The sequence below is a fragment of the Sphingobium xenophagum genome (assembly GCF_002288285.1).
In the GTDB taxonomy this organism is placed as follows: domain Bacteria; phylum Pseudomonadota; class Alphaproteobacteria; order Sphingomonadales; family Sphingomonadaceae; genus Sphingobium; species Sphingobium xenophagum.
Genome location: NZ_CP022745.1, coordinates 2,879,301 through 2,901,865, shown reverse-complemented (window position 1 = coordinate 2,901,865; position 22,565 = coordinate 2,879,301). Strand labels below are relative to the sequence as shown.

Here is a 22,565-nt window from a genome sequence, read left to right as displayed (position 1 = left end):
ATGGTCGGGGAGACAGGATTCGAACCTGCGACATCCTGCTCCCAAAGCAGGCGCGCTACCAGACTGCGCTACTCCCCGACGCCTCGGCCCTTAGCGGTCTATCGCGCGTCCCGTCAATCGGCGATCAATGAAAGAAGAGCCAAAGTAGCAGAATGATGGGGATCGGCACCCCGATCAGCCATAATAACAGTCCCTTGCCCATGATATTCTCTCCTGTAACAGTTCAGAAACAACTGATGGAGCGGGGCGGATGTTCCGGGGCAGGGGCGCAATGTCTCTGGCACAACCAAAAAGGGCGGGCTGTAGAGACAGCCCGCCCTTCGGAAATCTCGCTAAGGCGAAGATTACATCGCGTTCGCAGCGTTGTTGGCAGCGTTCGCAGCGTTGTCAGCAGCATTCGTTGCATTTTCAGCAGCGTTCATGGCGTTGTCGACAACGTTTTCCACGACGGCGTTCGAAGCGTTCGCGGTTTCGTTGGCCGGCTTCTCACCGCAAGCGGCGAGGGCCATCAGGCTGGCCGAAGCGAAAACAGCAGCGATCTTCTTCATTGTGTACGGCTCCCATAGCATTATGCCGCGTCAGGCACGTTACAATGTGACCCTACGCGAGCGACCCGCATTAACGTGTGCGATGCACAAATCAATGCTTTTCTGCGCCGGTGAAACGATGGAATCACGCGACGGGGCGTTGTCTACTATAAAAGTTCACTTAATGCCCATGGATTCTTGCGCATTGGCAACAAGGTTTAGCGTTACGGCCCAGGCGGCGACATTCTGCCGCAATTGCGCCGGGTCCACCTTGTCCAGCGTATCGTCGGGCGTGTGATGCAGCTCAAAATACCGGGTGCCGTCCTGTTGCAGGTCGATCACCGGCACGCCTGCCTTCACCAGCGGCGCAATGTCGGCGCCGCCGCCCGCTTCCTGCTTGCTGGCGCCGATGCCCAGCGGCGCGAGGGCCGCAGAGATGCTGGTCGCGAGCGCATCATGCCCCTGCGGAAGTTTGAAATCCACGCGCCACACACGATCGGCGCCAAAATCCGATTCAATCGCGAGCGCGTGTCTCTCCGTGCCATGCGCCTTGAAATAGGCCCGCGCGCCGTCGCCGCCGACTTCCTCGGCCCCGGCCATCAGCACGCGGATGGTGCGGCGGGGCTGGCCAGCCTTCGCCACCTGCAATGCCGCGGCCGCCGCGATGCCGCAGCCGGTCGCATCGTCGATCGCGCCCGTGCCCTGATCCCAGCTGTCGAGATGGCAGGCCGCGACCACCACGCCGGCCGCCGGATCGCTGCCGGGAATTTCCGCGATGACATTGCCCGACGGCTGGTCCTTGAGCATTTTCGATGTCAGCGTCAGGTGGAGCTTGACCGGCTGTCCCCGCCCGATCACACGCGCCAGTTGCTCGGCATCCGGCACCGAAAGCGCGGCGGCGGGGATTGGCGTCACGCCATCGGCCCACATCTGAACACCGGTATGAGGCAGGCGATGATGGTCCGTCCCGATCGACCGGATCAATATGGCGATCGCACCCTTGCTGGACGCGATGCTGGGCCCCTGCCGCCGGGCGGCGCCGAAATAGCCATAGGAGGAACCGTCCTGCGTTGCCGTCATGTCATGGCTGACAAAGGCGATCTTGCCTTTGACGCTGGCGGCGGGTGCGGCTTCCAGATCGGCGAGAGTCGGGAAATAGACGACTTCGCCTTCTATCCCCTTGTCCGGGGTCGAACCGCTATTGCCCAGCGCCGAGAGCACCAGATTCTGCGGGAAGGGGGAGAGGATTTTCGCTTCGTCCCGGCCGCGCAGCCATACCGGCATCGTATAGGGTTCGGCGCGTACATTGCTGAACCCCAGCGCCTTGAGCTTCGCCACCGCCCATTCGCGCGCCCGCGCTTCCAGCGGCGTGCCGGCCGGACGCGGGCCGACTTCGGTGGTCAGGCCTTCGGTGAAATCCCATGCGACATCATCCTTGAGCGCGGCGTCGCGAATCGCGGCGCTGTCTGCCGGAGCGGCATGGGACAGGACGGGGGTGAAAAGGCTGCCTAGGAGGAGGGCGGCAAGCGTGCCCGATCGGATTTTCTGCATGGGTGGAAGCGTAGCGGGCCATCGCCCATTTGCCAATGCGTCCCGCCTCCGCTAACTCCGCGCCAAATCCTCTTTTCCTACCGTTGGAGCTGCCCAAACATGTCCGCCTCCTCGCAATATGCCTATGTCATGAAGAACATGACCAAGAGCTTCCCCGGCGCGGCCAAGCCGGTTCTGAGCAATATCAACCTGCAATTTTACCGTGGGTCCAAGATTGGCATCGTCGGCCCGAACGGCGCGGGTAAATCGACCCTGATCAAGATCATGGCCGGCATCGACACCGATTTTACCGGTGAAGCCTGGCCGGGCGAAAATATCAGCGTCGGCTATCTGCCGCAGGAGCCGCAGCTCGACCCGACCAAGACCGTACTGGAAAATGTGAAGGACGGCGCGCGCGAGACCGCGGACAAGATGGACCGTTTCAACGAGATCAGCATGATCATGGCCGATCCGCCGGAAGACGTCGATTTCGACGCGCTGATGGAGGAAATGGGCACGTTGCAGGAGCAGATCGACGCGGTCGATGGCTGGACGCTCGACAACCAGCTGGAAATCGCGATGGAGGCGCTGCGTTGCCCACCGTCCGACTGGTCCGTGGAAAATCTGTCAGGTGGTGAAAAGCGCCGCATCGCGCTGACCCGGCTGCTGATCCAGAAGCCCGACATCTTGCTGCTCGACGAACCGACCAACCATCTTGACGCGGAAAGCGTCACCTGGCTGGAAAATCATCTGAAGGAATATGCCGGGTCGGTCCTGATGATCACCCACGACCGCTACTTCCTCGACAACGTCGTCGGCTGGATTCTCGAACTCGATCGCGGAAAATATTTCCCGTACGAAGGCAATTACTCCACCTATCTGGAGAAGAAGGCCAAGCGTCTGGAGCAGGAGGATCGCGAAGCCTCCGGCCGTCAGAAGGCGATCAACGACGAACTGGAATGGATCCGGGCCGGTACCAAGGGCCGCCAGACCAAGTCCAAGGCGCGTATCAAGAAGTTCGAAGAGCTGGTCGCCGGGCAGAACAACCGCTCGCCGGGCAAGGCGCAGATCGTTATCCAGGTGCCCGAACGTCTGGGCGGCAAGGTGATCGAATTCAAGAACATCACCAAGTCATTCGGCGACAAGCTGTTGTTCGAAGATCTGTCCTTCCTGTTGCCGCCGGGCGGCATCGTTGGCGTCATCGGGCCGAACGGCGCGGGTAAATCGACCCTGTTCAAGCTGATCACCGGCCAGGAACAGCCCGATTCGGGTGAGATCGACATCGGCACGACCGTACGCCTTGGCTTTGTCGACCAGAGCCGCGATCATCTGGACGACAGCAAGAATGTCTGGGAAGAAGTGTCCGACGGCCTCGATTATGTGAAGGTCAACGGCCATGACATGTCGACGCGGGCCTATGTCGGCGCCTTCAACTTCAAGGGGCAGGACCAGCAGAAGAATGTCGGCAAGCTGTCGGGCGGTGAACGCAACCGCGTTCATATCGCCAAGATGCTGAAAAAGGGCGGCAACGTGCTGCTGCTCGACGAACCGACCAACGATCTGGACGTCGAAACGCTGGGCGCGCTGGAAGAAGCGATCGAAAATTTCGCGGGCTGCGCCGTGGTCATCAGCCATGACCGTTTCTTCCTCGACCGTCTCGCCACCCATATCCTTGCCTTTGAAGGCGACAGCCATGTCGAATGGTTCGAAGGGAATTTCGAGGCATATGAGGAAGATAAGCGCCGTCGCCTGGGCGATGCCGCCGATCGACCGACCCGGTTGGCCTACAAGAAGCTGACCCGCTGAAGCGCGATTAGGGAGGTGGGACGCAGTAAAGCTGCGTCCTACGTTCCCTCATTACCAAACGGGACTCTTCAGGCAGCGGGTCAAGCTGTACCTGGTCGTGCGTACGGTAGAGGCGCTCAGGGGCGAACCATAAGCGCAATTGCGATTGCATTGCCCGCAGAGCCAATTGCGCATTTTGCAATTGCAATGATAGCGCTATCAATACACAAGCAGCGGGCCTTCCAGGCATCCTCTCCTAAACTCTCAAGGGCCGCTCCTTCACAGGGGCGGCCCTTTTTTATTCCAATATGGGTATTGGGCGATGGGGCAGGGCGGTCTTCGATGGCCTGGGCACATGAGGACATTCAATTCACCCGTTTGATCCAGACCTGCCCGCCTTCGCGCGATTCGGTGATGAAATTGGGTATCGCCTGCACAAGGTCGGACAGGCGCTTATAGCCATAGTTGCGCACGTCGAAGCTGGAACGGTTGCCCGCAAGCTGGCCCACTGATCCCAGCCGTACAAAACCGCGCTCGTCGCGTTTGACCGAATCATAGGCGTCGATCAGCAACTTGATGACTTCCGCGTCGACAGCCTTCTTGATGCTGGGAGCGGAGGGTTGCGCCGGGACCGGCGTGGGCGCTGGCGGTGCGGCTTTTGCGGGCTGCGCTTTCTTTTCATCAGCCTTGCGCGCGCGCGCCGGGGACGTCGCCTTCTCTACCACCGGATCTTCCGCATCGACCTCCGCCAGCGCCATGACGTCGATGAAGCGGGTGCAGGCGCGGCGGAAACCCTCCGGCGAACTCATCCGGCCAAAGCCATAGACCGGAATGCCCTGCTGCCGGATACGGGTCACCAGGGGAGTGAAATCGCTGTCGCTCGACATCAGGCCAAAGCCGCTCACCCGGCCGCTTGCCATAAGGTCCATCGCGTCGATCGTCATTTTCATGTCGGTCGCGTTCTTGCCTTTGGTGAGGTCGAACTGTTGTTGCGGCTCGATGGCCTGCGCGATCGACAGCGCCGCCCAGCTTTTCAGCGTCGCCTTGCTCCAATTGCCATAAGCACGGCGGATATTGACCGTGCCCAGTTCCGCCAGCACCGTCATCACCGGATCGAAATGGGCCGCCGAGGCATTATCGGCATCGATCAGCAGGGCGATATTACCGCTCGGCCCGTCCAGTGATGTCATGACATGTCCTTTCAGGCAGGCGCGAAGATGCCGCTCTGCTCATCCATGACATGCAACTGCCCGTCGGAAATGGCAAAGAATGCGCCGATCAGTTTCAATTCGCCCTTGCGCTCCTTTGACCGGACGCAGGGGAAGGTGCGCAGATTGGCAAGGCTCACTTTGACGCCTTCCTGCTCCATCGCGCGTTCCACGTCCCGGCTGCGATCATCCCCATATTGGGCGATCACCTTCGCCCGCGCGGGGTCCAGCAGTTCGATCCAGCTATGGATGAAGCCGCCGTCACCCGGTTCGGCGTCCTTCAGATCCTGACTGAGCGCCGCCTTGCAACCCCCGCATTTGCCATGACCCATGACAATGATTTCGTCGACTTCCAGCACCTGCACGGCAAATTCCAGCGCCGCCGACACGCCGTGGCGACCGGGCGTCGTTTCAAATGGCGGCACCAGAGCGGCGACATTGCGCACGACGAAAATCTCGCCTGGATTGGTGTCGAAAATCTGGGCGGGATCGACGCGACTGTCGGAACAGGCGATGATCATCACCTTGGGGCTTTGCCCTTCGTTCAGTTCGTCCCACCGCTCGCGCTGCTGGGACCATCCGGTCTGGCGGAACCGGCGATAGCCTTCGATCATGTTTGAAAAATCGGTCATGGGCTGGTCTGTGCCGCACAATATCGGGGCTGGCAAGTGTGACCATGGATCGCTATCTGGGGCGCATGAACGATATCGCTCCTATCCCCATGCCCGGTGACCCTGCCAAGCCGGAGCGTCTGCGCAAGCCCGACTGGATTCGCGTGAAGGCGCCGACCAGTCCGGCCTATCATGAGACCCGCAAGCTGATGCGGACTAAGGGGTTGAATACGGTTTGCGAGGAAGCGGCCTGCCCGAACATCGGCGAATGCTGGACCAAGAAGCATGCGACGGTGATGATCTTGGGCGATGTGTGCACGCGGGCCTGCGCCTTTTGCAACGTCAAGACCGGGATGCCGCGCAAGGTTGACGTCAACGAGCCGCAGAATCTGGCCGATGCCGCCGCCGAAATGGGGTTGGAACATATCGTCATCACCTCTGTCGACCGCGACGATTTGCCCGATGGCGGCGCGTCGCAATTCGTGAAGGTGATCGAGGCGCTGCGCCGCACCACGCCCGGCACGACGATCGAAATCCTGACGCCGGACTTCCGCAACAAGCATGAGCGGGCGGTCGAGATGATCGTCGCGGCGCGGCCCGACGTCTATAATCACAATCTGGAGACCGTTCCGCGCCTTTACCCGACAATCCGTCCTGGCGCGCGCTACTATGCCTCGCTGCGGCTGCTGGAGTCGGTCAAGCGGCTTGATCCCTCCATCTTCACCAAGTCCGGCATCATGCTGGGTCTGGGCGAGGAGCGGCTGGAAGTGCATCAGGTGATGGACGACATGCGCTCCGCAGACATCGATTTCCTGACCATGGGCCAATATCTTCAGCCCACGCCCAAGCATGCCAAGGTGATCGAATTCGTTACCCCGGCGGCATTCAACGCCTATGCCGCAATCGCGCGGGCCAAGGGCTTCCTGCAAGTTGCATCCAGCCCGCTCACTCGGTCCAGCTATCATGCTGGCGCAGACTTCGCCGAAATGCGCGCCGCGCGGGAAGCCAAGCTGGCAAAGGTTGCCCGGTAAGCCCATGCACCGGCATAATGAGACCCGGCACCTGCCCTACAGCCCGACCCAGATGTTCGATCTGGTCGCCGATGTCGCGCGCTATCCCGAATTCCTGCCCTGGATCAGCGCGATCCGGGTCCGTTCCGATAGCGACACGGAAATGGTCGCCGACATGATCGTCGGGTTCAAGGGGATCAAGGAAAGCTTCACCTCGCGCGTTCATAAGCATCGGCCGGACCATGTCCGGGTCGATTATCTCGACGGTCCGCTAAAGCATCTGCACAATGAATGGGCTTTTCGCGACGACGGACAGGGCGGAGTCCTGGTCGATTTCGAGGTCGAGTTCGCCTTCAAGAACCGGCTGTTCGAAATGCTGGCGGGGCAGATGTTTGACAAGGCGCTGCGCAAGATGATCGGCGCGTTCGAGACTCGCGCCGCCCAGCTTTACGCGCCGGACGAATCGGGCAGCAGCAGTTCGAGCGCGCACAGCGCGGCCTGAAGCCGCACGCCCCCGCGGCCATCATTATCAAAATGCCGCATGTCCGCGACGATCTTGTCGGGGCTTGCCCCGCGTTCGGCGCGGGCGAACACCACGGTGCCAACCGGCTTTTGCTCCGTTCCCCCGCCCGGCCCGGCGATCCCGGTGATCGCGACGGCGACATGGGCATGGCTGTTGAGCAAGGCGCCCTGCGCCATGGCCCAGGCCGTAGCGATGGACACCGCGCCAAATGTTTCCAGCACATCATGCGAAACCTTTAGAAGTTCCGCCTTCATATCATTGGAATAAGTGACGAATCCTGCCTCGAACACGTCGGACGAGCCTGCGATTTCCGTGAGCGCGGCGGACACTAGGCCCCCGGTGCAGCTTTCGGCGACGGCGATGGTCCGCCCGGCACGACGGTTGGCGATGATGACCCGGTCGGCAAGTTCGACCAGGATGGGGGGAAGAATGCTGTCTGGCATGAGGTCAGGATAGCGCGGGAAGGGAGAGGGTGGCAACCGCTTGCGCCGCAATACCTTCGCGCCGCCCTGTAAAACCCAGCCGTTCGGTCGTGGTCGCCTTCACGCTGATCCGGTCTACCGGCAGGCCCAGTATCTGCCCGATCCGCGCCCGCATGGCGTCTCGATGAGGGCCGATCTTGGGCGCTTCGCAGATGATTGTCAGGTCGACATGATCGATCGTCCCGCCGCGCTCCGTGACCCGGTCGCCCGCATAGGCGAGGAAGCGGTCGGACGACGCCCCGCGCCATTGCGGGTCGGACGGAGGAAAGTGGCTGCCAATGTCGCCTTCCGCCAATGCGCCCAGCAGCGCATCGACGATCGCGTGCAGCGCCACGTCGGCGTCGCTATGCCCGGCCAGTCCGCGATCATGGGGTACGCGAATGCCGCCCAGCCATAATTCTTCATCCTCGGCGAGGCGATGGACGTCATAGCCCATGCCCACGCGCACCGTGCGGGTGCTCACCAACCGAGCCTCTGCGCGGGCGAAATCCTGTGGGTAGGTCAATTTTTCCAGCCCTTCATCGCCAGCGACCAATATGACATCATGGCCCTGCTCTTTCAAAATCTGCGCGTCGTCCGTGGCTTCGCGGCTTTCGTCCCAGCAGCGGTGCGCGGCCAATATCGTGTCGAACATGAAGGCTTGTGGCGTCTGGACCCGAAACAGGCCATCGCGCGCGACGCCATCGCCCATCGCGCCATCCGCACCCCGCACCAGCGTATCGGCGACCGGCAGCACCGGAATCGCCCCCTGCGCATCGTCGAGCGCGCCGAGCAGCCGGTCTATCACGGCAGTAGGCACGAAAGGCCGCGCGGCGTCGTGGATCAGCACCCGATCGGCCCCGCCCGTTGCCGCAATCGCTTCCAGCCCCGCGCGCACCGACCCGCGCCGACTGTCGGCGCCTTCGGTCAAGCCAGCAATGGCGCGATCCGCCAGCAGCGCGCGCACCTGCGCTTCCTGTCCGGCGCCGATGACCAGGTGGATCGCATCGATACCTCCATGCGCCATCATGGCGTCGACGGCATGGAGGATAACAGCCTTGCCACCGATGGTTCGGAATTGCTTGGGAATGTCGCCGCCCACGCGACTGCCGGTGCCAGCAGCTACCAGCAGGGCAACGGTCCTGTGCCTGTTGTCAGTCATGGCGCGGGGCATAGACGCTTGCACGCACCCCCGCCAGACCCCTTCGCTTGCTCCATCGGTCAATAACCGCTATGGGCTGCCTGTTTTTTAGGCACTATCCTTTGAGTATCATGCGCAGGCTTTCCCCCATATCCATCGGTCCGCTTACGATCGACATGCCCGTCGTGCTGGCGCCGATGACTGGCGTAACCGACATGCCGTTCCGCACATTGGTGCGCCGCTATGGCTGCGGCCTCAATGTGACGGAGATGATCGCGACTGCGGCGATGATCCGGGAAACCCGCCAGTCGTTGCAAAAGGCCGCATGGCATCCGCTGGAAGAACCGGTGTCAATGCAATTGGCTGGCTGCTCTCCCGCCGAAATGGCCGATGCCGCGAAGCTCAACGCGGATCGGGGAGCGGCGATCATCGACATCAATATGGGTTGCCCGGTCAAGAAGGTGGTCAATGGTGACGCGGGGAGCGCACTGATGCGCGACCTGCCGCTGGCCGCTGCGCTGATCAAGGCGACGGTCGAGGCGGTGGACGTGCCCGTGACGGTCAAGATGCGGATGGGCTGGGACCATAGCAGCCTCAACGCGCCTGAACTGGCGCATATTGCCGAGGATCTGGGTGCGAAGCTGATTACCGTTCACGGTCGGACCCGCTGCCAGATGTACAAGGGGTCGGCGGACTGGGGCTTCATCCGTTCCGTCAAGAACGCCGTCAAGCTGCCGGTCATCGCTAATGGCGACATTTGTTCGATCGAAGACGCGGATATGGCGCTGGAACAGAGCGGCGCGGACGGGGTGATGATCGGGCGGGGTGCCTATGGGCGACCCTGGCTCATCAGTCAGGTTATGGCTTGGCTCGACCGGGGCGAGCGCGTTCCCGACCCGACGCTGGAAGAACAATATCACGTTATCATAGGGCATTATAAGGCAATGCTCGAACATTATGATAATTATACCGGCGTCAATATGGCGCGTAAGCATATCGGCTGGTACACCAAGGGGCTGACCGGATCGGCCGAGTTCCGCCATGCGGTCAATCAGGAACCAAACGCGGACAAGGTGCTGGACATGCTCGCCCGCTTCTACGAACCGCTGATCGCCGGCGGTGCAGAGGCGGTGGACGCGCGTCAGGCGGCATGACCGGCGCGCAGCCGCTGGTGCCGCCGCTACGGATGCAGCAGGACGGGCCATCGCTGGCCGAACAGATGACGGCGCTGCCGGTGGCGACTTTGTTGGTCCGGCCCGACAACAGCATTGCCGAAGCCAATGTGCGGGCCGAAACCCTGCTCAACATGGCCCGTTCCGCCATCGTCGGCAGCGATGTCGCACGCACCATTCGTATCGCGGAGGCTGGCGCGCGCTTCGACATCTGGCACAGTCAGAAGCCGATCGCTGCCTATGATATAAAGGTCCATGCCGGGCGCACCGCCGAAATGGAGGTCGACCTGATGATCGCGCCGATCGTCGACCATGACGGCTGGCGTGTCGTGTCGCTCCACGCGCAAAGCCAGGCACGCAAGATCGGCCATCGCGGCACGTCGGGCGGCGCGCGATCCGCCATGGGCGCGGCGGCCATTCTGGCGCATGAGATCAAGAACCCGCTGTCGGGCATACGCGGCGCGGCACAATTGCTGGAAGGCGGGCAGGGCGGTCGCGATGCGGCGCTGACCCAACTGATCTGCAATGAAGTTGATCGGATCGCGGCGCTGATCGACCGGATGCAGGATTTTACCACCGATCGCACGCTGGAATGTCGTCCGGGCAACATCTATCCCCTGATCGACCGGGCGGCAGACATCGCCGCAGCAGGATTTGCAAGAAATATCCGTATTATAAAGCGTTATGACCCATCCCTGCCATTCGCCAATATCAATGACGATGCGCTGGTACAGGTCATGATCAACCTGCTCAAAAATGCTGCGGAGGCACTGGAGCATGTCGCCAAGCCCCGCATTCGGGTCGAAACAGCGTTCCGGCACGGTGTGTCGGTGATGGTTGGCGGAGGCAAGGGCAGTGCGGTGCTGCCCATCGAGATCGTGGTGGTCGACAATGGACCGGGGGTGCCGGAACATATTCTGGACCATCTCTTCAACCCCTTCATCACCGGCAAGCGCGATGGGCAGGGGTTGGGCCTGGCGCTGGTGGACAAGTTGGTGCGGGACATGAACGGATTTGTGCAATATGCGCGCGATGCGGAGGCGGGTGAATCCACCTTCCGCATCCTGTTGCCGATGGGGATGGGCTGATGGCCGCGACGGGAACGGTGCTGGTGGTCGATGATGATCCGGCCATCTGCGTGGTGGTTGGTGAAGCGCTGCGGCGGCAGGGGCACAAGGTCAAGACCGCCGGGTCGATCCGCGAGCGCGCCGCGCTGATGGACAGTTTCACGCCCGATGTGCTGATCACGGACGTCATGCTGCCCGATGGCGACGGGTTGGAAGGGGTGGCGGACATCATCGCCGACCGCCCGGCGCTCAGCGTCATCATCCTGTCGGCGCAGAACACGCTCAACACGGCGATTCGCGCGACCGAAAAGGGCGCGTTTGAATATCTGCCCAAGCCGTTCGATCTGAACGAACTGACTCGCGCCGTATCCGATGCGCTGGGCACCCGGCAGGCTGAAAATGGAGAGGCGGAGGAGGGAGAGGGGGCTCTGCCCCATGACGGGCTGCCGCTCGTCGGGCGATCGCCTGCGATGCAGGAAGTCTATCGGACCATTGCGCGCGTGCTGTCCAACGACCTGTCGATCCTGGTGCTGGGCGAATCGGGCACCGGCAAGGAACTGGTGGCCGAAGCCATCCACAGTCTGGGCCAACGTCGCACCAAGCCTTTCGTCGCGATCAACATGGCCGCCATCCCGCGCGAATTGATCGAAGCAGAACTATTTGGTTATGAAAAAGGCGCTTTCACTGGCGCCCACGCCCGTACCGCCGGGAAATTTGAGCAGGCGCAGGGTGGCACGCTGTTCCTCGACGAAATCGGCGACATGCCGATGGAGGCGCAGACCCGGCTGCTGCGGGTGCTGCAATCGGGCGAAGTGACGACGGTGGGTGGCTCCAAACCTGTTCGGGTCAATGTCCGCATTATCGCGGCGACCAACAAGCATCTGCCGCAACTGATCGAGGAAAACCGGTTCCGGCAGGACCTTTATTATCGCCTGAATGTCGTGCCGATTTCCCTGCCCGCGCTGCGTGAACGGCGGGAGGATGTGATCCTGCTCGCCCGCCATTTTCTGGAGCGCGCCGCGCAGGAAGGCTTGCCGCGCAAGACGCTGGCGGACGATGCGACCCAATTGCTGATGGTCTATCACTGGCCGGGCAATGTCCGCGAATTGCAGAATATGATGCAGCGTCTGGCGGTGCTGAGCCGCGAAAATGTCATCACTGGCGAGATATTGCGCAACATGCTGCCGTTGGAGGCGGTTCCGGCCGACTATGCCGCCCCTGCCGACCATCTGGCCCATGCCGTGCGCGACTGGGCGCGGCGGCAATTGGGGGTCGGCATCGGCCAGCCCAACCGCAACCTGCATGATGACCTGCTGGCTGTCATCGAGCCGATCCTGTTGCAGGAAGTGCTGGCGACGGTCGATGGCAACCAGATCCGTGCTGCCGGCTTGCTGGGCATCAACCGCAATACGCTGCGCAAGAAGCTGACCGATTATGGGCTGGACCCGCTGCAACTGCGCCTGATTGATTGATCCAGATCATCATCGTGCGAGACGAACGGATGGCCTGGATCGACCAGTAACAGCAGAAGCGACAATTACTGTGTTTGATCGGGCACGGGGTTGTTGTAACAAAGCCACTATGAGCGGCGCGACTACAGTTTCACGGCGGGTGCCTGGATGGCGGAGGCATTTGCCGCCTTTCCTGCGTCGACGGCGCCTGGCGGCGCTGGTCGAAGCTGTGACCCTGGCGCTGTTCGTGGGCATGGCGGTGCTGACCTACCGGCTCGTATCGAGTAGCGGCCAATCCTATGCGCTGCTGACCCCGCCGATCGTTGCGCTGTTGCTGGTCGCCAATCTTGTGCCTGCCATCGCCTTGCTGGTGCTGCTGGGGCGGCGTGTCGCCAAGCGGCGCGCGGCGGCTTCGGCCATTGGTAGCGATGGCCAGTTGCACGTTCGGCTGGTCGCCATCTTCTCGATCGTTGCCAGCGTTCCCATGCTGCTGGTCGTGATCTTCGCCTCGCTCCTGTTTCAATATGGCGTGCAGTTCTGGTTTTCCGACAGCGCGCGCGGAATGTTGCAAAATGCCAGCGATCTGGCGCGTGGCTATTATGAGCAGAATCTGCGCGAAGTCGGCGATGAAACGGTCACCATGGCGAGCGATCTGCGCGACTATCTGGCCCAGTCGAAGGTCAGCAGCCCGCGCTTTGCCGAGGGCTTCATCTATCAGGTCGTAACCCGCAAACTCAATCGTTCGGCCATCATTGAAGTCGGCAAGGATGGCGTCGCCCGCACCGCCGCCACGGTCGACCCGGAAAACCGCCCCGCTGCGCAGATGTTGACGGATGCCGTAATCAAGCGGCTGAACGCAGGCGAAAATGTGGTCGTGCAGGCCAAGCCGCAGCAGATCGAGGCTGTGACGCTGCTCTATCCGAATTCGAAAATCTATCTTTATGCCACCCGCGATTCCGGGTCTTGGGCCTTCAGCAATGTCGAGCGCGCGCAAAAGGTGATCGCCGATTATGATATGTTTTCGGCGCAATCGCGCGCGTTACAGCTCCGCTTCAACATTGCCCTGTTTGTGGGATCGCTGCTGCTGGTGGGCATTGCGGTCTATATCGCGCTGGCCGTTGCCGACTGGATGGTCCGGCCTGTCAATGAACTGGTGACGGCGGCCCGCCGGATCACGGCGGGTGATCTGTCCGCGCGTGTCACCAGCCCGCTTGCCCGCGACGAAATCGGCACGCTGGCGTCCGCCTTCAATCGCATGACCCAGCGGCTGGAGGCGCAGACCGGGGCGCTGGTCGCCGCCAACAGCCAGTTGGACGAACGCCGCGCCTTTATCGAGGCGATCCTGTCGGGCGTGACTGCTGGCGTGCTGTCGGTTGACCGGAAGGGCGTGATCCAGTTGCTCAACCGATCGGCTGCGGCGATATTGGTGGAGGAAGGCGACGACCCGGTCGGCCGCCTGCTCAGCGACGTGTCGGTCGATCTGGCAGACCTGATCGCCTCGGACGAAAGCGCGGGGATCGTGCAGGTCCGCGCCCATGGCGATTTGCGGACGCTGGCGGTCAAGGTATCGGACGATGCGTCCGGCCATATCCTGACCTTCGACGACATTACGCAGCAACTGTCCGATCAGCGCCGCGCCGCATGGTCCGACGTGGCCCGCCGCATCGCGCATGAGATCAAGAATCCGCTGACGCCGATTCAACTGGCCGCAGAACGGCTCCAGCGTCGCTATGCCGACGAAATTAACAGCGACCGATCAACCTTCACCCGGTTAACCGGAACGATCGTGCGGCAGGTGGGCGACCTGCGCCGTATCGTCGATGAATTCTCCTCGTTCGCGCGGATGCCCAAACCCGTGTTCCGACGCGAGACGGTGGGCGATATTGCCCGTCACGCGCTGTTCCTGCACGAAGTGGCGCATCCCGACATTCGCTTTGACTATCATGCCGACGCGCCTGATCTGGAACTGGTATGCGACCGGCGCCAGTTGGGACAGGCGCTGACGAACATCGTCAAGAATGCGGTGGAAGCCATCGAGCCCAAGCCCGAACCGGCAGACGGTCAGCCGCGCGGGCATATATCGATGCAGGTCGCGCAGGTGGACGAGGATCTGGTCATCACCGTGCGCGATGACGGTATCGGCCTGCCCCCCGAGCGGGAGCGCATATTGGAACCCTATATGACCACGCGGACCAAGGGGACGGGTCTGGGCCTCGCCATCGTCAAGAAGATTGTCGAGGAGCATCTGGGGGAAATTCGTTTCGACGACGCGCAGGGGGGCGGCGCATCGGTAACATTGCGCTTTGCTGCGGCGGCGCTGGAAAAATTGGAAGAAGGGCAGGCTATCGCCATGCCCAAAGGAAAAGTGACGGCCAATGGCGCTTGATATTCTGATAGTCGATGATGAAGAGGATATTCGCGATCTGGTCGCGGGTGTACTGGAGGATGAGGGCTTTACCACTCGCACCGCCGCCAACAGCGACAGCGCGATCGAGGCGCTGGATTCGCGCCGTCCATCGCTGGTCCTGCTGGACGTGTGGTTGCAGGGATCGCGCCTGGATGGCCTGGAGCTGCTGGACGAGATCAAGCGGCGCGATCCGACGATCCCGGTGCTGATGATTTCCGGCCATGGCAATATCGACACGGCTGTCGCCGCGATCCGCAAGGGCGCCGCCGATTTCATCGAAAAGCCGTTCGAGGCCGACCGGCTGCTGCATCTGGTCAGCCGAGCAACCGAGACGGAACGGTTGCGGCGCGAAAATCAGGTGTTGCGGGCGCGGTTCGGGCAGGATGATGAACTGACCGGGACATCGGCGGCGGTCAACGGCGTGCGCGCCACGATCAAGAAGGTCGCGGGAACCGGCAGCCGCGTCCTCATTTCCGGCCCGGCGGGCGTCGGCAAGGAAGTCGCCGCGCGGATGCTCCATAGCTGGAGCGGGCGGGCTGATTCGCCTTTCATCATCGTCGCCGCCGCCCGCATGGACCCCGACCGGGTAGAGGAGGAACTGTTCGGTCTGGAGGATCAGAGCGGTCTGGTCCGTCCGGGCTATCTGGAACAGGCGCATGGCGGCACGCTCTATATCGACGAAGTTGCCGACATGCCGATCACGACGCAGGGCAAGATATTGCGCGTCCTGACCGACCAGAGCTTCACCCGTGTGGGTGGCCAGCGTCAGGTCAAGGTCGATGTCCGGGTCATTTCCTCGACCGCACGCGATCTGTCGACCGAGATTGAAGAGCGCCGCTTCCGGGAAGATCTTTTCTATCGCCTGAACGTCGTGCCGCTGGTCATTCCGCCCCTGTCCGAACGGCGCGATGATATTCCGCCGCTGGTCGAACATTATCTCGCCCGCTTCGCCGCGGAACGGCGCGTGCCGCCGCCAGATATGGCGAGTGACGCGATGGCGGCCCTGCAGGCCAATGAATGGCCCGGTAACGTTCGCCAGTTGCGTAATGTCATCGAACGCACGATGATTCTGGCGCCCGGTGATCGGATTGGCCGGATCGAACTGGACATGCTGCCCGCTGAACTGACCAGCAGTGGCGGCGGCGAAGGCATGGGGCAGTCCGCCATCATGGGCGCGCCGTTGCGGGAAGCGCGCGAAAGTTTCGAGCGGGAATATCTGCGTATCCAGATCCGCCGTTTTTCCGGCAATATATCGCGCACGGCGACTTTCATCGGCATGGAGCGATCAGCATTGCACCGTAAACTCAAGCTGTTGGGCATCACTGACGGCAAGGAATAGCAACAGCGATCAGGGGCGTGCCATTCCCCATGGACGCCCCTTCGCAATTGCGATACGATTGCTCCTGACCCCCGACAAGCGGGGGCAGGCAAGACACCCTGCCCAGGGGTGCAAGAGCGGGTAACGTCCCGCCAAGAATAAAGGACCGGCAGAGACCATGGCCGATAAAGTGAACAATCTTCAGGATATTTTCCTGAACAGCCTGCGCAAGAGCAAGACCCCGGTGACCATGTTCCTGGTCAAGGGCGTAAAGTTGCAGGGCATCATCACCTGGTTCGACAATTTTTCCGTGCTGCTGCGCCGCGATGGCCAGTCCCAGTTGGTGTACAAGCACGCGATTTCCACCGTGATGCCTGCCCAGTCGATGGATCTGACCGATCTGCGCAAGGCGAGCGATGGCAACGGCAAGGCCAAGCTGTTGCAGGAAATCTTCCTGACTGCGGTGCGCAAGTCCGGCAGCCCGGTGACCATGTTCCTGGTCAATGGCGTAATGCTTCAGGGCGAAATCGCCGCCTTTGATCTGTTCTGCATGTTGCTGGAGCGCGACGGGATGGTTCAGCTTGTCTACAAGCACGCCATTTCGACAGTTCAGCCGCTCCATTCGCTCGACCTGTCGGGCGAAAACGAACAGGACGACTGATCCTGCACGGCGCGCTTGGTCGCATCCCTTCTATAGAGCGTCTGGAAAGGCCGTATCGAGACATCATGCGATGTGTATGATCCTTCGATACGGCCTTTCGGCTTTGCACAACAGGGGCACGGCGCGGGCATGAGCCTCGATCTATCTTCCGTCATTGCCGATATTACGGCCACCATGGCGTCGATGGAGGATCGTGGGCAGGTTGCGACCTATATCCCGGAACTTGCCACGGTCGACCCGGCGCAGTTCGGTATTGCCATCGCTACCGCCGATGGCAGGATGCTGACCGGCGGAGACGCCGACACAGGCTTTTCGATCCAGTCCGTGTCCAAAGTGTTTGCGCTTACGCTGGCGCTCGGCAAGGTCGGCGATCAGCTGTGGGACCGGGTCGGGCGCGAACCGTCGGGCAATGCGTTCAATTCGATCACCCAGCTGGAACATGAGCAGGGCATCCCGCGCAATCCTTTCATCAATGCTGGTGCGATCGTCGTCGCCGACGTCAATCTGGGCGGTCACGAGCCGCGTGTCGCGATTGGCGAGATGCTGCGCTTCGTACGCTATCTGGCCGGCGATGACAGCATTGCCATTAACGAGGCCGTGGCCGCGTCCGAAACCGCCACCGGCTTTCGCAACATGGCGCTCGCCAACTATATGCGCGCCTTTGACAATGTGCGTCATCCTGCCGAACTGGTGCTGGGAAGCTATATCCATCAATGCGCGATCGAAATGAGCTGCCGGCAATTGGCGCTCGCCGGTCGCTATCTGATGCTGGATGGCCGGCATCCGGGCGGTGGCCGGGTCATCTCGCCGCGCCGCGCTCGCCGTATCAACGCGCTGATGCTCACCTGCGGCCATTATGACGCATCGGGTGACTTCGCCTTTCGCGTCGGCATCCCTGGCAAGTCGGGCGTTGGCGGCGGGATATTGGCGATCGTGCCGGGCCGTGCCGCGATTGCGGTCTGGTCACCGGGCCTCAATGCCAGCGGCAATAGCTGCCTTGGCACGCTGGCGCTCGAAGAACTTGCCCGCCGAACCGGCTGGTCGGTATTCAGCCCGCCGGAAGAGCGCGGCTGACAGTGATCGTCGGATAGTTTGGAGCCCGCACCGTGGGCGGCAGTATCGCCGCGCTGGCAGGAAAAACTGGCTCCCCGAGTAGGATTCGAACCTACGGCCATTCGATTAACAGTCGAATGCTCTACCGCTGAGCTATCGGGGAGCAGCCCGACTTCCGCCGGGCAGGCCGCGCCTATAGCAGCGGCTTTTAAGAATTGGCAAGCGCTAATCTGATGATTTTTTTGGCTCCCCGTCAGGCCGGGCTTTGGCGCTGTCAAAGCGCCGGTTCAGGCGATGAATTGTTCCGCCGCGATGCGGTCGTCCAGCGTATGTTCCGGGTCGAACAGCAGGGTCAGGGGCGTCGCACGGTCGATCTTGACCTCCACCTGGGCGACATCGCGCACTTCGCGCTGGTCGGCCACGGCGCTGACCGGGCGCTTGACCGGATCGAGCACGGTGAAGCGGATGACGGTATTTTCCGGCAGGATCGCCCCGCGCCAGCGACGCGGCCTGAACGGACTGATCGGGGTCAATGCGACGAGCGCCGATCCCAGCGGCAAGATGGGGCCATGAGCCGACAGGTTATAGGCGGTCGACCCGGCGGGAGTCGCCACCAGCACGCCGTCGCACACCAGTTCAGGCAGGACAACGCGGCCATTGACCTGCACCTCCAGCTTGGCGGTCTGGCGGGTTTCGCGCAGCAGCGACACTTCGTTAATGGCCGGGATCGAAAACCGCTCACCATCGACCGTATCGACTATCATGCGCAGCGGATTGACCTTGAACATCTTGGCCGCTTCCAGCCGTTGCTCCAGCCGTTCCAGCCGCCATTCATTCATCAGGAAGCCGACCGTGCCAAGGTTCATGCCGAACACGGGGACAATCCGTCGGGCTTCCAGCATCGCGTGGAGCGTCTGGAGCATATAGCCATCGCCGCCCAGCGCGATGATCATCTCGGCCTCTTCGACCGGCACGAAATCATAAGTGGCGCGCAGCCGTTCCTCGGCAGCCTTGGCTGCCTGGGTAGGGGACACGACCAGCGCACGCCGCATTTCGTCGCTCATCCGCCGGTAACGCTCATGTGGCGGCGCGTCGCAGGCGCGGTTTCGCCCGCACCAATGCGAAAGTCGTGGCGCGCTGGCTTCAAACGCAGCGCGCGGTCGATCAGCGGCTCGACAGCAGCCAGTCCGCCTTCGCGCAGGGCCGTCTTGAAATCGACATGATCCTCATGGCCAAGGCACATGAAAATCTTGCCCTCGCATGTCATGCGAATGCGGTTGCAATCGGCGCAGAAATTATTGGTAAGCGGGGTGATGAGGCCAAGCCGTGCCGTCATCCCGGCGACTGCATGATAGCGCGCCGGGCCGCCGGTGCGGTCGGGCAGGGGCGTCAATGCGTGGCGCGCGCGAATATCATCCGCTACCTCGCTCAAGGGCAGATAATGGTCGGTGCGGTCCTCGCCCGTCTCGCCCAACGGCATCGTTTCGATCAGGGTGAGGTCCAGCCCTTCGGCATCGCACCAGCGCAGCATTGGCAGGATTTCATCATCATTGATGCCCTTGAGCGCCACCATGTTGATCTTGATCGCCAGTCCCACCGATTGCGCCGCTTTCAGCCCGGCGAACACCGCGGCAATGTCACCGCCACGGGTGACATGGGCAAAGCGGGCTGGATCGCGGCTGTCCAGACTGACATTGATCCGGCGCACCCCTGCGTCGGCCAGCATGTCGGCATGGTCGGCCAGCTGGGTGCCATTGGTCGTCAGCGTCAGTTCGTCCAACCCGCTGCCCAGATGCCGCCCGATCCGGCGCACCAGATCGCCAATATCACGCCGCACCAGCGGCTCGCCGCCAGTCAGCCGGATCTTGTTGATGCCGCGCGCCACGAACAGGTCGGCCAGCAGCGCGATCTCCTCCAGCGTGAGCACCTGATTTTTGGGCAGGAACTGCATCTTTTCCGCCATGCAATAGCGGCAACGCAGGTCGCAGCGGTCCGTGACGGATATGCGCAAATAGCTGATCCGGCGGCCCAGGCCGTCGGTCATCTGCGCGCGCGAGGGGTCCGCCATGGCCATGGCAACCTAGCTAGGCGATGGACTTGCCCGGCGCAAGGGCAGCCCGGTTGCGGTAGAGGCAAGACGTCGGTAACCCGTTGCTGCTAAGGCGGCACGATGCGCGCGTTCAGGGGACCATATCAGTGATCGCGGATCAGGCCGAAGACGGACAGCGCAGCCTGTTCATCCTGTCGCCCGGCGACCGGGACGGACTGTGCCATGCCGCGCGGTCAGCCGGCTGGCGCGCGATCGGCGCCAGACGCGCGCGAGAGGCACCGCAACGCTATTTGCGCAGCGAGGCGCAGGTTGCGCTGGTCGATATGCGTTCAGGCGCCGGGGAAGCCAAATTGCTGGCGCCCCTAGTCCCGGCGATGGAGGCGGGTGGCGGCGCGCTGATCGTGCTGGTCGACAAGGCAGACGAAGCGATCATCCCTGATCTGCTGGCGGCGGGCGCGACCCATTTTCTGACCGCACCCTATAGCGAGGCGTCGTTGCGCGCTGTGCTGGCGTCCGCCCAGCGGCTGGTGGAGCGATTGGGCGGCGGGGCATCGCCCAGTCAGCGCGCGCAGCGCATCCGACGGGGCGACGCGCTTTATTGGGAATTGGGACGCGGCGATTCGCTGCTGCGGCTGAGCGAAAGTCTGGCCCGTCATCTCGACCTGCCCATGGCGCAGGTTCATCCTGCGACGCTGATCCGCCGTTTGCCAAGGGCGGAACGGCGCGCGGTGCTGACGGCACTGCGCGCGATGATGCGTGCCGGGCGACCTGCTGCACTGGCGCATGATCTGCCCGACCGGCCGGGCAATCGGCTGGTGCATCATCTGCGGATCGAGCAGGGGGTGGTTGCCGCCGATGTTGAATGGCTGTCCGACGCGCAGGAGCGGGATCTGGCCAGCCGCGATTATCTGACCGGCCTGCGATCGCGACAGGCGGCGCTGGACTGGCTGGATCGGCGTACCGGCCTGGCGACGACCGCCATATTGCTGTCGATCAGTCAGTTTGAACGGATGAACGCGGCCTATGGCCAGGTCGTCGGCGACGCATTGCTTGGCCGGATCGCGCGGCGGATCGAACGGATGGTCGACGATGTCGCACCCGGTGCAATGGTCGCACGCATCACCGGCACCGAATTTCTGGTCGGCCTGACCGGCGAAGCGGCGGGCAGCGATCGGGCGACCTTTCTGGCGCGCCAGTTGATCGCGGCGATCGGCCGCCCGTTCAGCGCGGGGGATCATCTTATCCGCCTGATCGCCCGTTGCGGCATAGCCCAGGCGCGGCCCGAAGACGATGCGACCCATTTGCTGCGCCGTGCCGGGACTGCGCTGGCGGATGCACGACAGGCAGGCGGGGAGGGCATCCGCATCCTGTCGACCGATCGGCACAGCCGTCAGGTCGATCCCGACCAGTTGGAAACCGACCTGCGACTAGCGCTCGACCGGGGCGAGATAGGCATCGTGTTCCAGCCGCAATATCCGGTCGATTCGGAGGTCATTAGCGGGGTCGAGGCGCTGGCGCGCTGGAACCATCCGCAATATGGGCCGCTGGGTGCGGGCATATTGTTCGCGACCGCCGAACGATCAGATTATATGCTGCCGCTGTCGGCGCATATTCAGGCGGAAGCGTTGCGGCAGGCCGCGGCGTGGCCGCGCGCGCTCTCGACGCTGCGCCTGTCGATCAATGTGACGGCTGCGGATATTGCCCAGCCGGGGTTTATGGCCGGGTTGCTGGCGATCGTTGACCGAAGCGGTTTTCCCCGGTCCCGCCTGACGGTGGAGATCACCGAAAGCGGATTGATCGAGGATGTCGATGCCGCCTCTGTGCTGCTGACTGCGCTCCGGTCGGAGGGGTTGGCGGTCGCGATCGACGATTTCGGGACTGGCTATTCCAGCCTCGCCTATCTCAAGAGCCTGCCGCTCGACTATCTCAAGATCGACAGCGGGCTGGCGCAGGATATTGCCGGAACGGCGCGGGACCGGATCGTCGTGCGCGGCGTCATCCACATGGCCAAGTCGCTGGGCCTCAAGGTCGTGGCTGAGGGCGTCGAAACGCAGCAGCAGCTTGACCTGCTGGCGCGCGAAGGGTGCGATTTCTATCAGGGCTTCCTGCGATCGGCAGGGGTTTCATCGGCCGATCTGGTTGCGCTGGTGCTGGCGGGCTAAAGGCCCAGCAGCGGCCACAACACCATGCCAAGGCCGATCAGGCTGATCATGAAGATGAGCGTGCGGACCATGGGGATGCCCAGCGCATAGACGGGAAGATAGGCGATGCGTGCGCCGATCCATATCCAGCCGCCCAGCGCCGTCATGTCGCTGGTTCGTCCTGCCACTACCACGCCGATCAGAGCGACGATCGCAATTGGCAGTGTTTCCTGAAAATTCGCCTGCGCCCGCGCCAACCTTCCCGCCAAGGCATTGAGCGGCGGCAGCGATTCGTCGCGTGCGCCCATATTCCAGTGCGCGCCATATTGCCGCGTTTTGGCATGCGCCGCGGCAAAGACATGCGCCATCAGCAAAATCATGGCCCAGGCAAGGATCGTCAGTTCGATCGGCATGACAATAGTCCCTCTGTTGACAGACAGAGGGTAGGC

Annotated in this window: 20 protein-coding genes and 2 tRNA genes; 11 read left to right on the top strand and 11 right to left on the bottom strand. The window is 62.4% G+C overall.

The annotated features are described in order from the left end of the window. Position 1: 1 nt before the first annotated feature. From CJD35_RS14170 to CJD35_RS14160, 3 genes are all read right to left on the bottom strand, one after another. Positions 2 to 78 (bottom strand) — tRNA-Pro (locus tag CJD35_RS14170). Between the two features lie 266 nt (positions 79 to 344). Further along, positions 345 to 548, bottom strand: a complete 204-nt coding sequence (locus CJD35_RS14165) for a hypothetical protein (RefSeq protein WP_017184550.1) — start codon at positions 546 to 548, stop codon at positions 345 to 347. A gap of 156 nt (positions 549 to 704) precedes the next feature. Then, positions 705 to 2,078 (bottom strand): M20/M25/M40 family metallo-hydrolase, encoded by a 1,374-nt coding sequence (locus tag CJD35_RS14160; protein ID WP_017184549.1) that lies wholly within the window; start codon positions 2,076 to 2,078, stop codon positions 705 to 707. 99 nt (positions 2,079 to 2,177) lie between these two features. Here CJD35_RS14160 and ettA point away from each other — a divergent pair, with 99 nt between their 5' ends. Beyond that, positions 2,178 to 3,863: an energy-dependent translational throttle protein EttA gene (ettA, locus tag CJD35_RS14155; protein WP_017184548.1), complete on the top strand. Its 1,686-nt coding sequence runs from the start codon at positions 2,178 to 2,180 to the stop codon at positions 3,861 to 3,863. A gap of 344 nt (positions 3,864 to 4,207) precedes the next feature. Here the strand turns inward: ettA and CJD35_RS14150 are convergent, their stop codons facing one another. Together CJD35_RS14150 and CJD35_RS14145 are read right to left on the bottom strand one after the other, a co-directional pair. Continuing rightward, positions 4,208 to 5,032, bottom strand: a complete 825-nt coding sequence (locus CJD35_RS14150) for an NYN domain-containing protein (RefSeq protein ID WP_017184547.1) — start codon at positions 5,030 to 5,032, stop codon at positions 4,208 to 4,210. A gap of 11 nt (positions 5,033 to 5,043) precedes the next feature. Then, on the bottom strand, positions 5,044 to 5,682 hold the full coding sequence (locus tag CJD35_RS14145) for a carbonic anhydrase (RefSeq protein WP_017184546.1): 639 nt from the start codon (positions 5,680 to 5,682) through the stop codon (positions 5,044 to 5,046). A gap of 44 nt (positions 5,683 to 5,726) precedes the next feature. Here CJD35_RS14145 and lipA point away from each other — a divergent pair, with 44 nt between their 5' ends. Together lipA and CJD35_RS14135 are read left to right on the top strand one after the other, a co-directional pair. Further along, positions 5,727 to 6,692: a lipoyl synthase gene (gene lipA, locus CJD35_RS14140; RefSeq protein WP_017184545.1), complete on the top strand. Its 966-nt coding sequence runs from the start codon at positions 5,727 to 5,729 to the stop codon at positions 6,690 to 6,692. A gap of 4 nt (positions 6,693 to 6,696) precedes the next feature. Continuing rightward, complete coding sequence (locus tag CJD35_RS14135; RefSeq protein ID WP_026002657.1) at positions 6,697 to 7,173, top strand: type II toxin-antitoxin system RatA family toxin; 477 nt, start codon at positions 6,697 to 6,699, stop codon at positions 7,171 to 7,173. Here the strand turns inward: CJD35_RS14135 and CJD35_RS14130 are convergent. Further along, positions 7,119 to 7,637 carry a CinA family protein gene (locus CJD35_RS14130; RefSeq protein ID WP_017184543.1) on the bottom strand — a complete coding sequence of 173 codons (519 nt, stop codon included), beginning with the start codon at positions 7,635 to 7,637 and terminating at the stop codon, positions 7,119 to 7,121. The genes CJD35_RS14135 and CJD35_RS14130 overlap by 55 nt on opposite strands. Before the next feature lie 4 nt (positions 7,638 to 7,641). Further along, entirely contained in the window at positions 7,642 to 8,829 is a 1,188-nt protein-coding gene (locus tag CJD35_RS14125; RefSeq protein WP_017184542.1) for a bifunctional 2-C-methyl-D-erythritol 4-phosphate cytidylyltransferase/2-C-methyl-D-erythritol 2,4-cyclodiphosphate synthase, read from the bottom strand. Positions 8,830 to 8,927: 98 nt separating this feature from the next. Between CJD35_RS14125 and dusB the strand changes: the two genes are divergently transcribed. From dusB to CJD35_RS14090, 7 genes are all read left to right on the top strand, one after another. Further along, positions 8,928 to 9,950 (top strand): tRNA dihydrouridine synthase DusB, encoded by a 1,023-nt coding sequence (dusB, locus tag CJD35_RS14120; protein ID WP_086485709.1) that lies wholly within the window; start codon positions 8,928 to 8,930, stop codon positions 9,948 to 9,950. After that, positions 9,947 to 11,056: a two-component system sensor histidine kinase NtrB gene (locus CJD35_RS14115; RefSeq protein WP_017184540.1), complete on the top strand. Its 1,110-nt coding sequence runs from the start codon at positions 9,947 to 9,949 to the stop codon at positions 11,054 to 11,056. Before dusB ends, CJD35_RS14115 begins: the two co-directional genes overlap by 4 nt. After that, positions 11,056 to 12,507: a nitrogen regulation protein NR(I) gene (ntrC, locus tag CJD35_RS14110; protein WP_017184539.1), complete on the top strand. Its 1,452-nt coding sequence runs from the start codon at positions 11,056 to 11,058 to the stop codon at positions 12,505 to 12,507. The genes CJD35_RS14115 and ntrC overlap by 1 nt, the downstream gene beginning before the upstream one ends. Positions 12,508 to 12,616: 109 nt before the next feature. Then, positions 12,617 to 14,872, top strand: a complete 2,256-nt coding sequence (locus CJD35_RS14105) for a sensor histidine kinase (protein WP_026002656.1) — start codon at positions 12,617 to 12,619, stop codon at positions 14,870 to 14,872. Continuing rightward, positions 14,862 to 16,232, top strand: coding sequence for a nitrogen assimilation response regulator NtrX (ntrX, locus tag CJD35_RS14100; protein WP_017184537.1), 1,371 nt, complete (start codon positions 14,862 to 14,864; stop codon positions 16,230 to 16,232). The genes CJD35_RS14105 and ntrX overlap by 11 nt, the downstream gene beginning before the upstream one ends. 157 nt (positions 16,233 to 16,389) lie before the next feature. Then, on the top strand, positions 16,390 to 16,872 hold the full coding sequence (gene hfq, locus CJD35_RS14095) for an RNA chaperone Hfq (RefSeq protein WP_006960545.1): 483 nt from the start codon (positions 16,390 to 16,392) through the stop codon (positions 16,870 to 16,872). Between the two features lie 129 nt (positions 16,873 to 17,001). Continuing rightward, positions 17,002 to 17,946 (top strand): glutaminase, encoded by a 945-nt coding sequence (locus CJD35_RS14090; protein WP_017184536.1) that lies wholly within the window; start codon positions 17,002 to 17,004, stop codon positions 17,944 to 17,946. A 67-nt stretch (positions 17,947 to 18,013) separates the two neighbouring features. Here the strand turns inward: CJD35_RS14090 and CJD35_RS14085 are convergent. From CJD35_RS14085 to moaA, 3 genes are all read right to left on the bottom strand, one after another. Further along, a tRNA-Asn gene (locus tag CJD35_RS14085) sits at positions 18,014 to 18,088 on the bottom strand. A gap of 124 nt (positions 18,089 to 18,212) precedes the next feature. Then, positions 18,213 to 18,989, bottom strand: a complete 777-nt coding sequence (locus tag CJD35_RS14080; RefSeq protein ID WP_017184535.1) for an NAD kinase — start codon at positions 18,987 to 18,989, stop codon at positions 18,213 to 18,215. Next, a complete protein-coding gene (gene moaA, locus CJD35_RS14075) occupies positions 18,986 to 19,999 on the bottom strand; it encodes a GTP 3',8-cyclase MoaA (protein ID WP_017184534.1) in 1,014 nt (337 codons plus the stop codon). Before moaA ends, CJD35_RS14080 begins: the two co-directional genes overlap by 4 nt. 122 nt (positions 20,000 to 20,121) lie before the next feature. On the opposite strand from moaA, the gene CJD35_RS14070 reads away from it, so the two are divergent. Next, entirely contained in the window at positions 20,122 to 22,137 is a 2,016-nt protein-coding gene (locus tag CJD35_RS14070; RefSeq protein WP_017184533.1) for a putative bifunctional diguanylate cyclase/phosphodiesterase, read from the top strand. Here CJD35_RS14070 and CJD35_RS14065 read toward each other — a convergent pair. Then, positions 22,134 to 22,529, bottom strand: coding sequence for an MAPEG family protein (locus CJD35_RS14065; protein WP_017184532.1), 396 nt, complete (start codon positions 22,527 to 22,529; stop codon positions 22,134 to 22,136). The two genes, CJD35_RS14070 and CJD35_RS14065, sit on opposite strands and share 4 nt — an antisense overlap. Positions 22,530 to 22,565 lie beyond the last annotated feature (36 nt).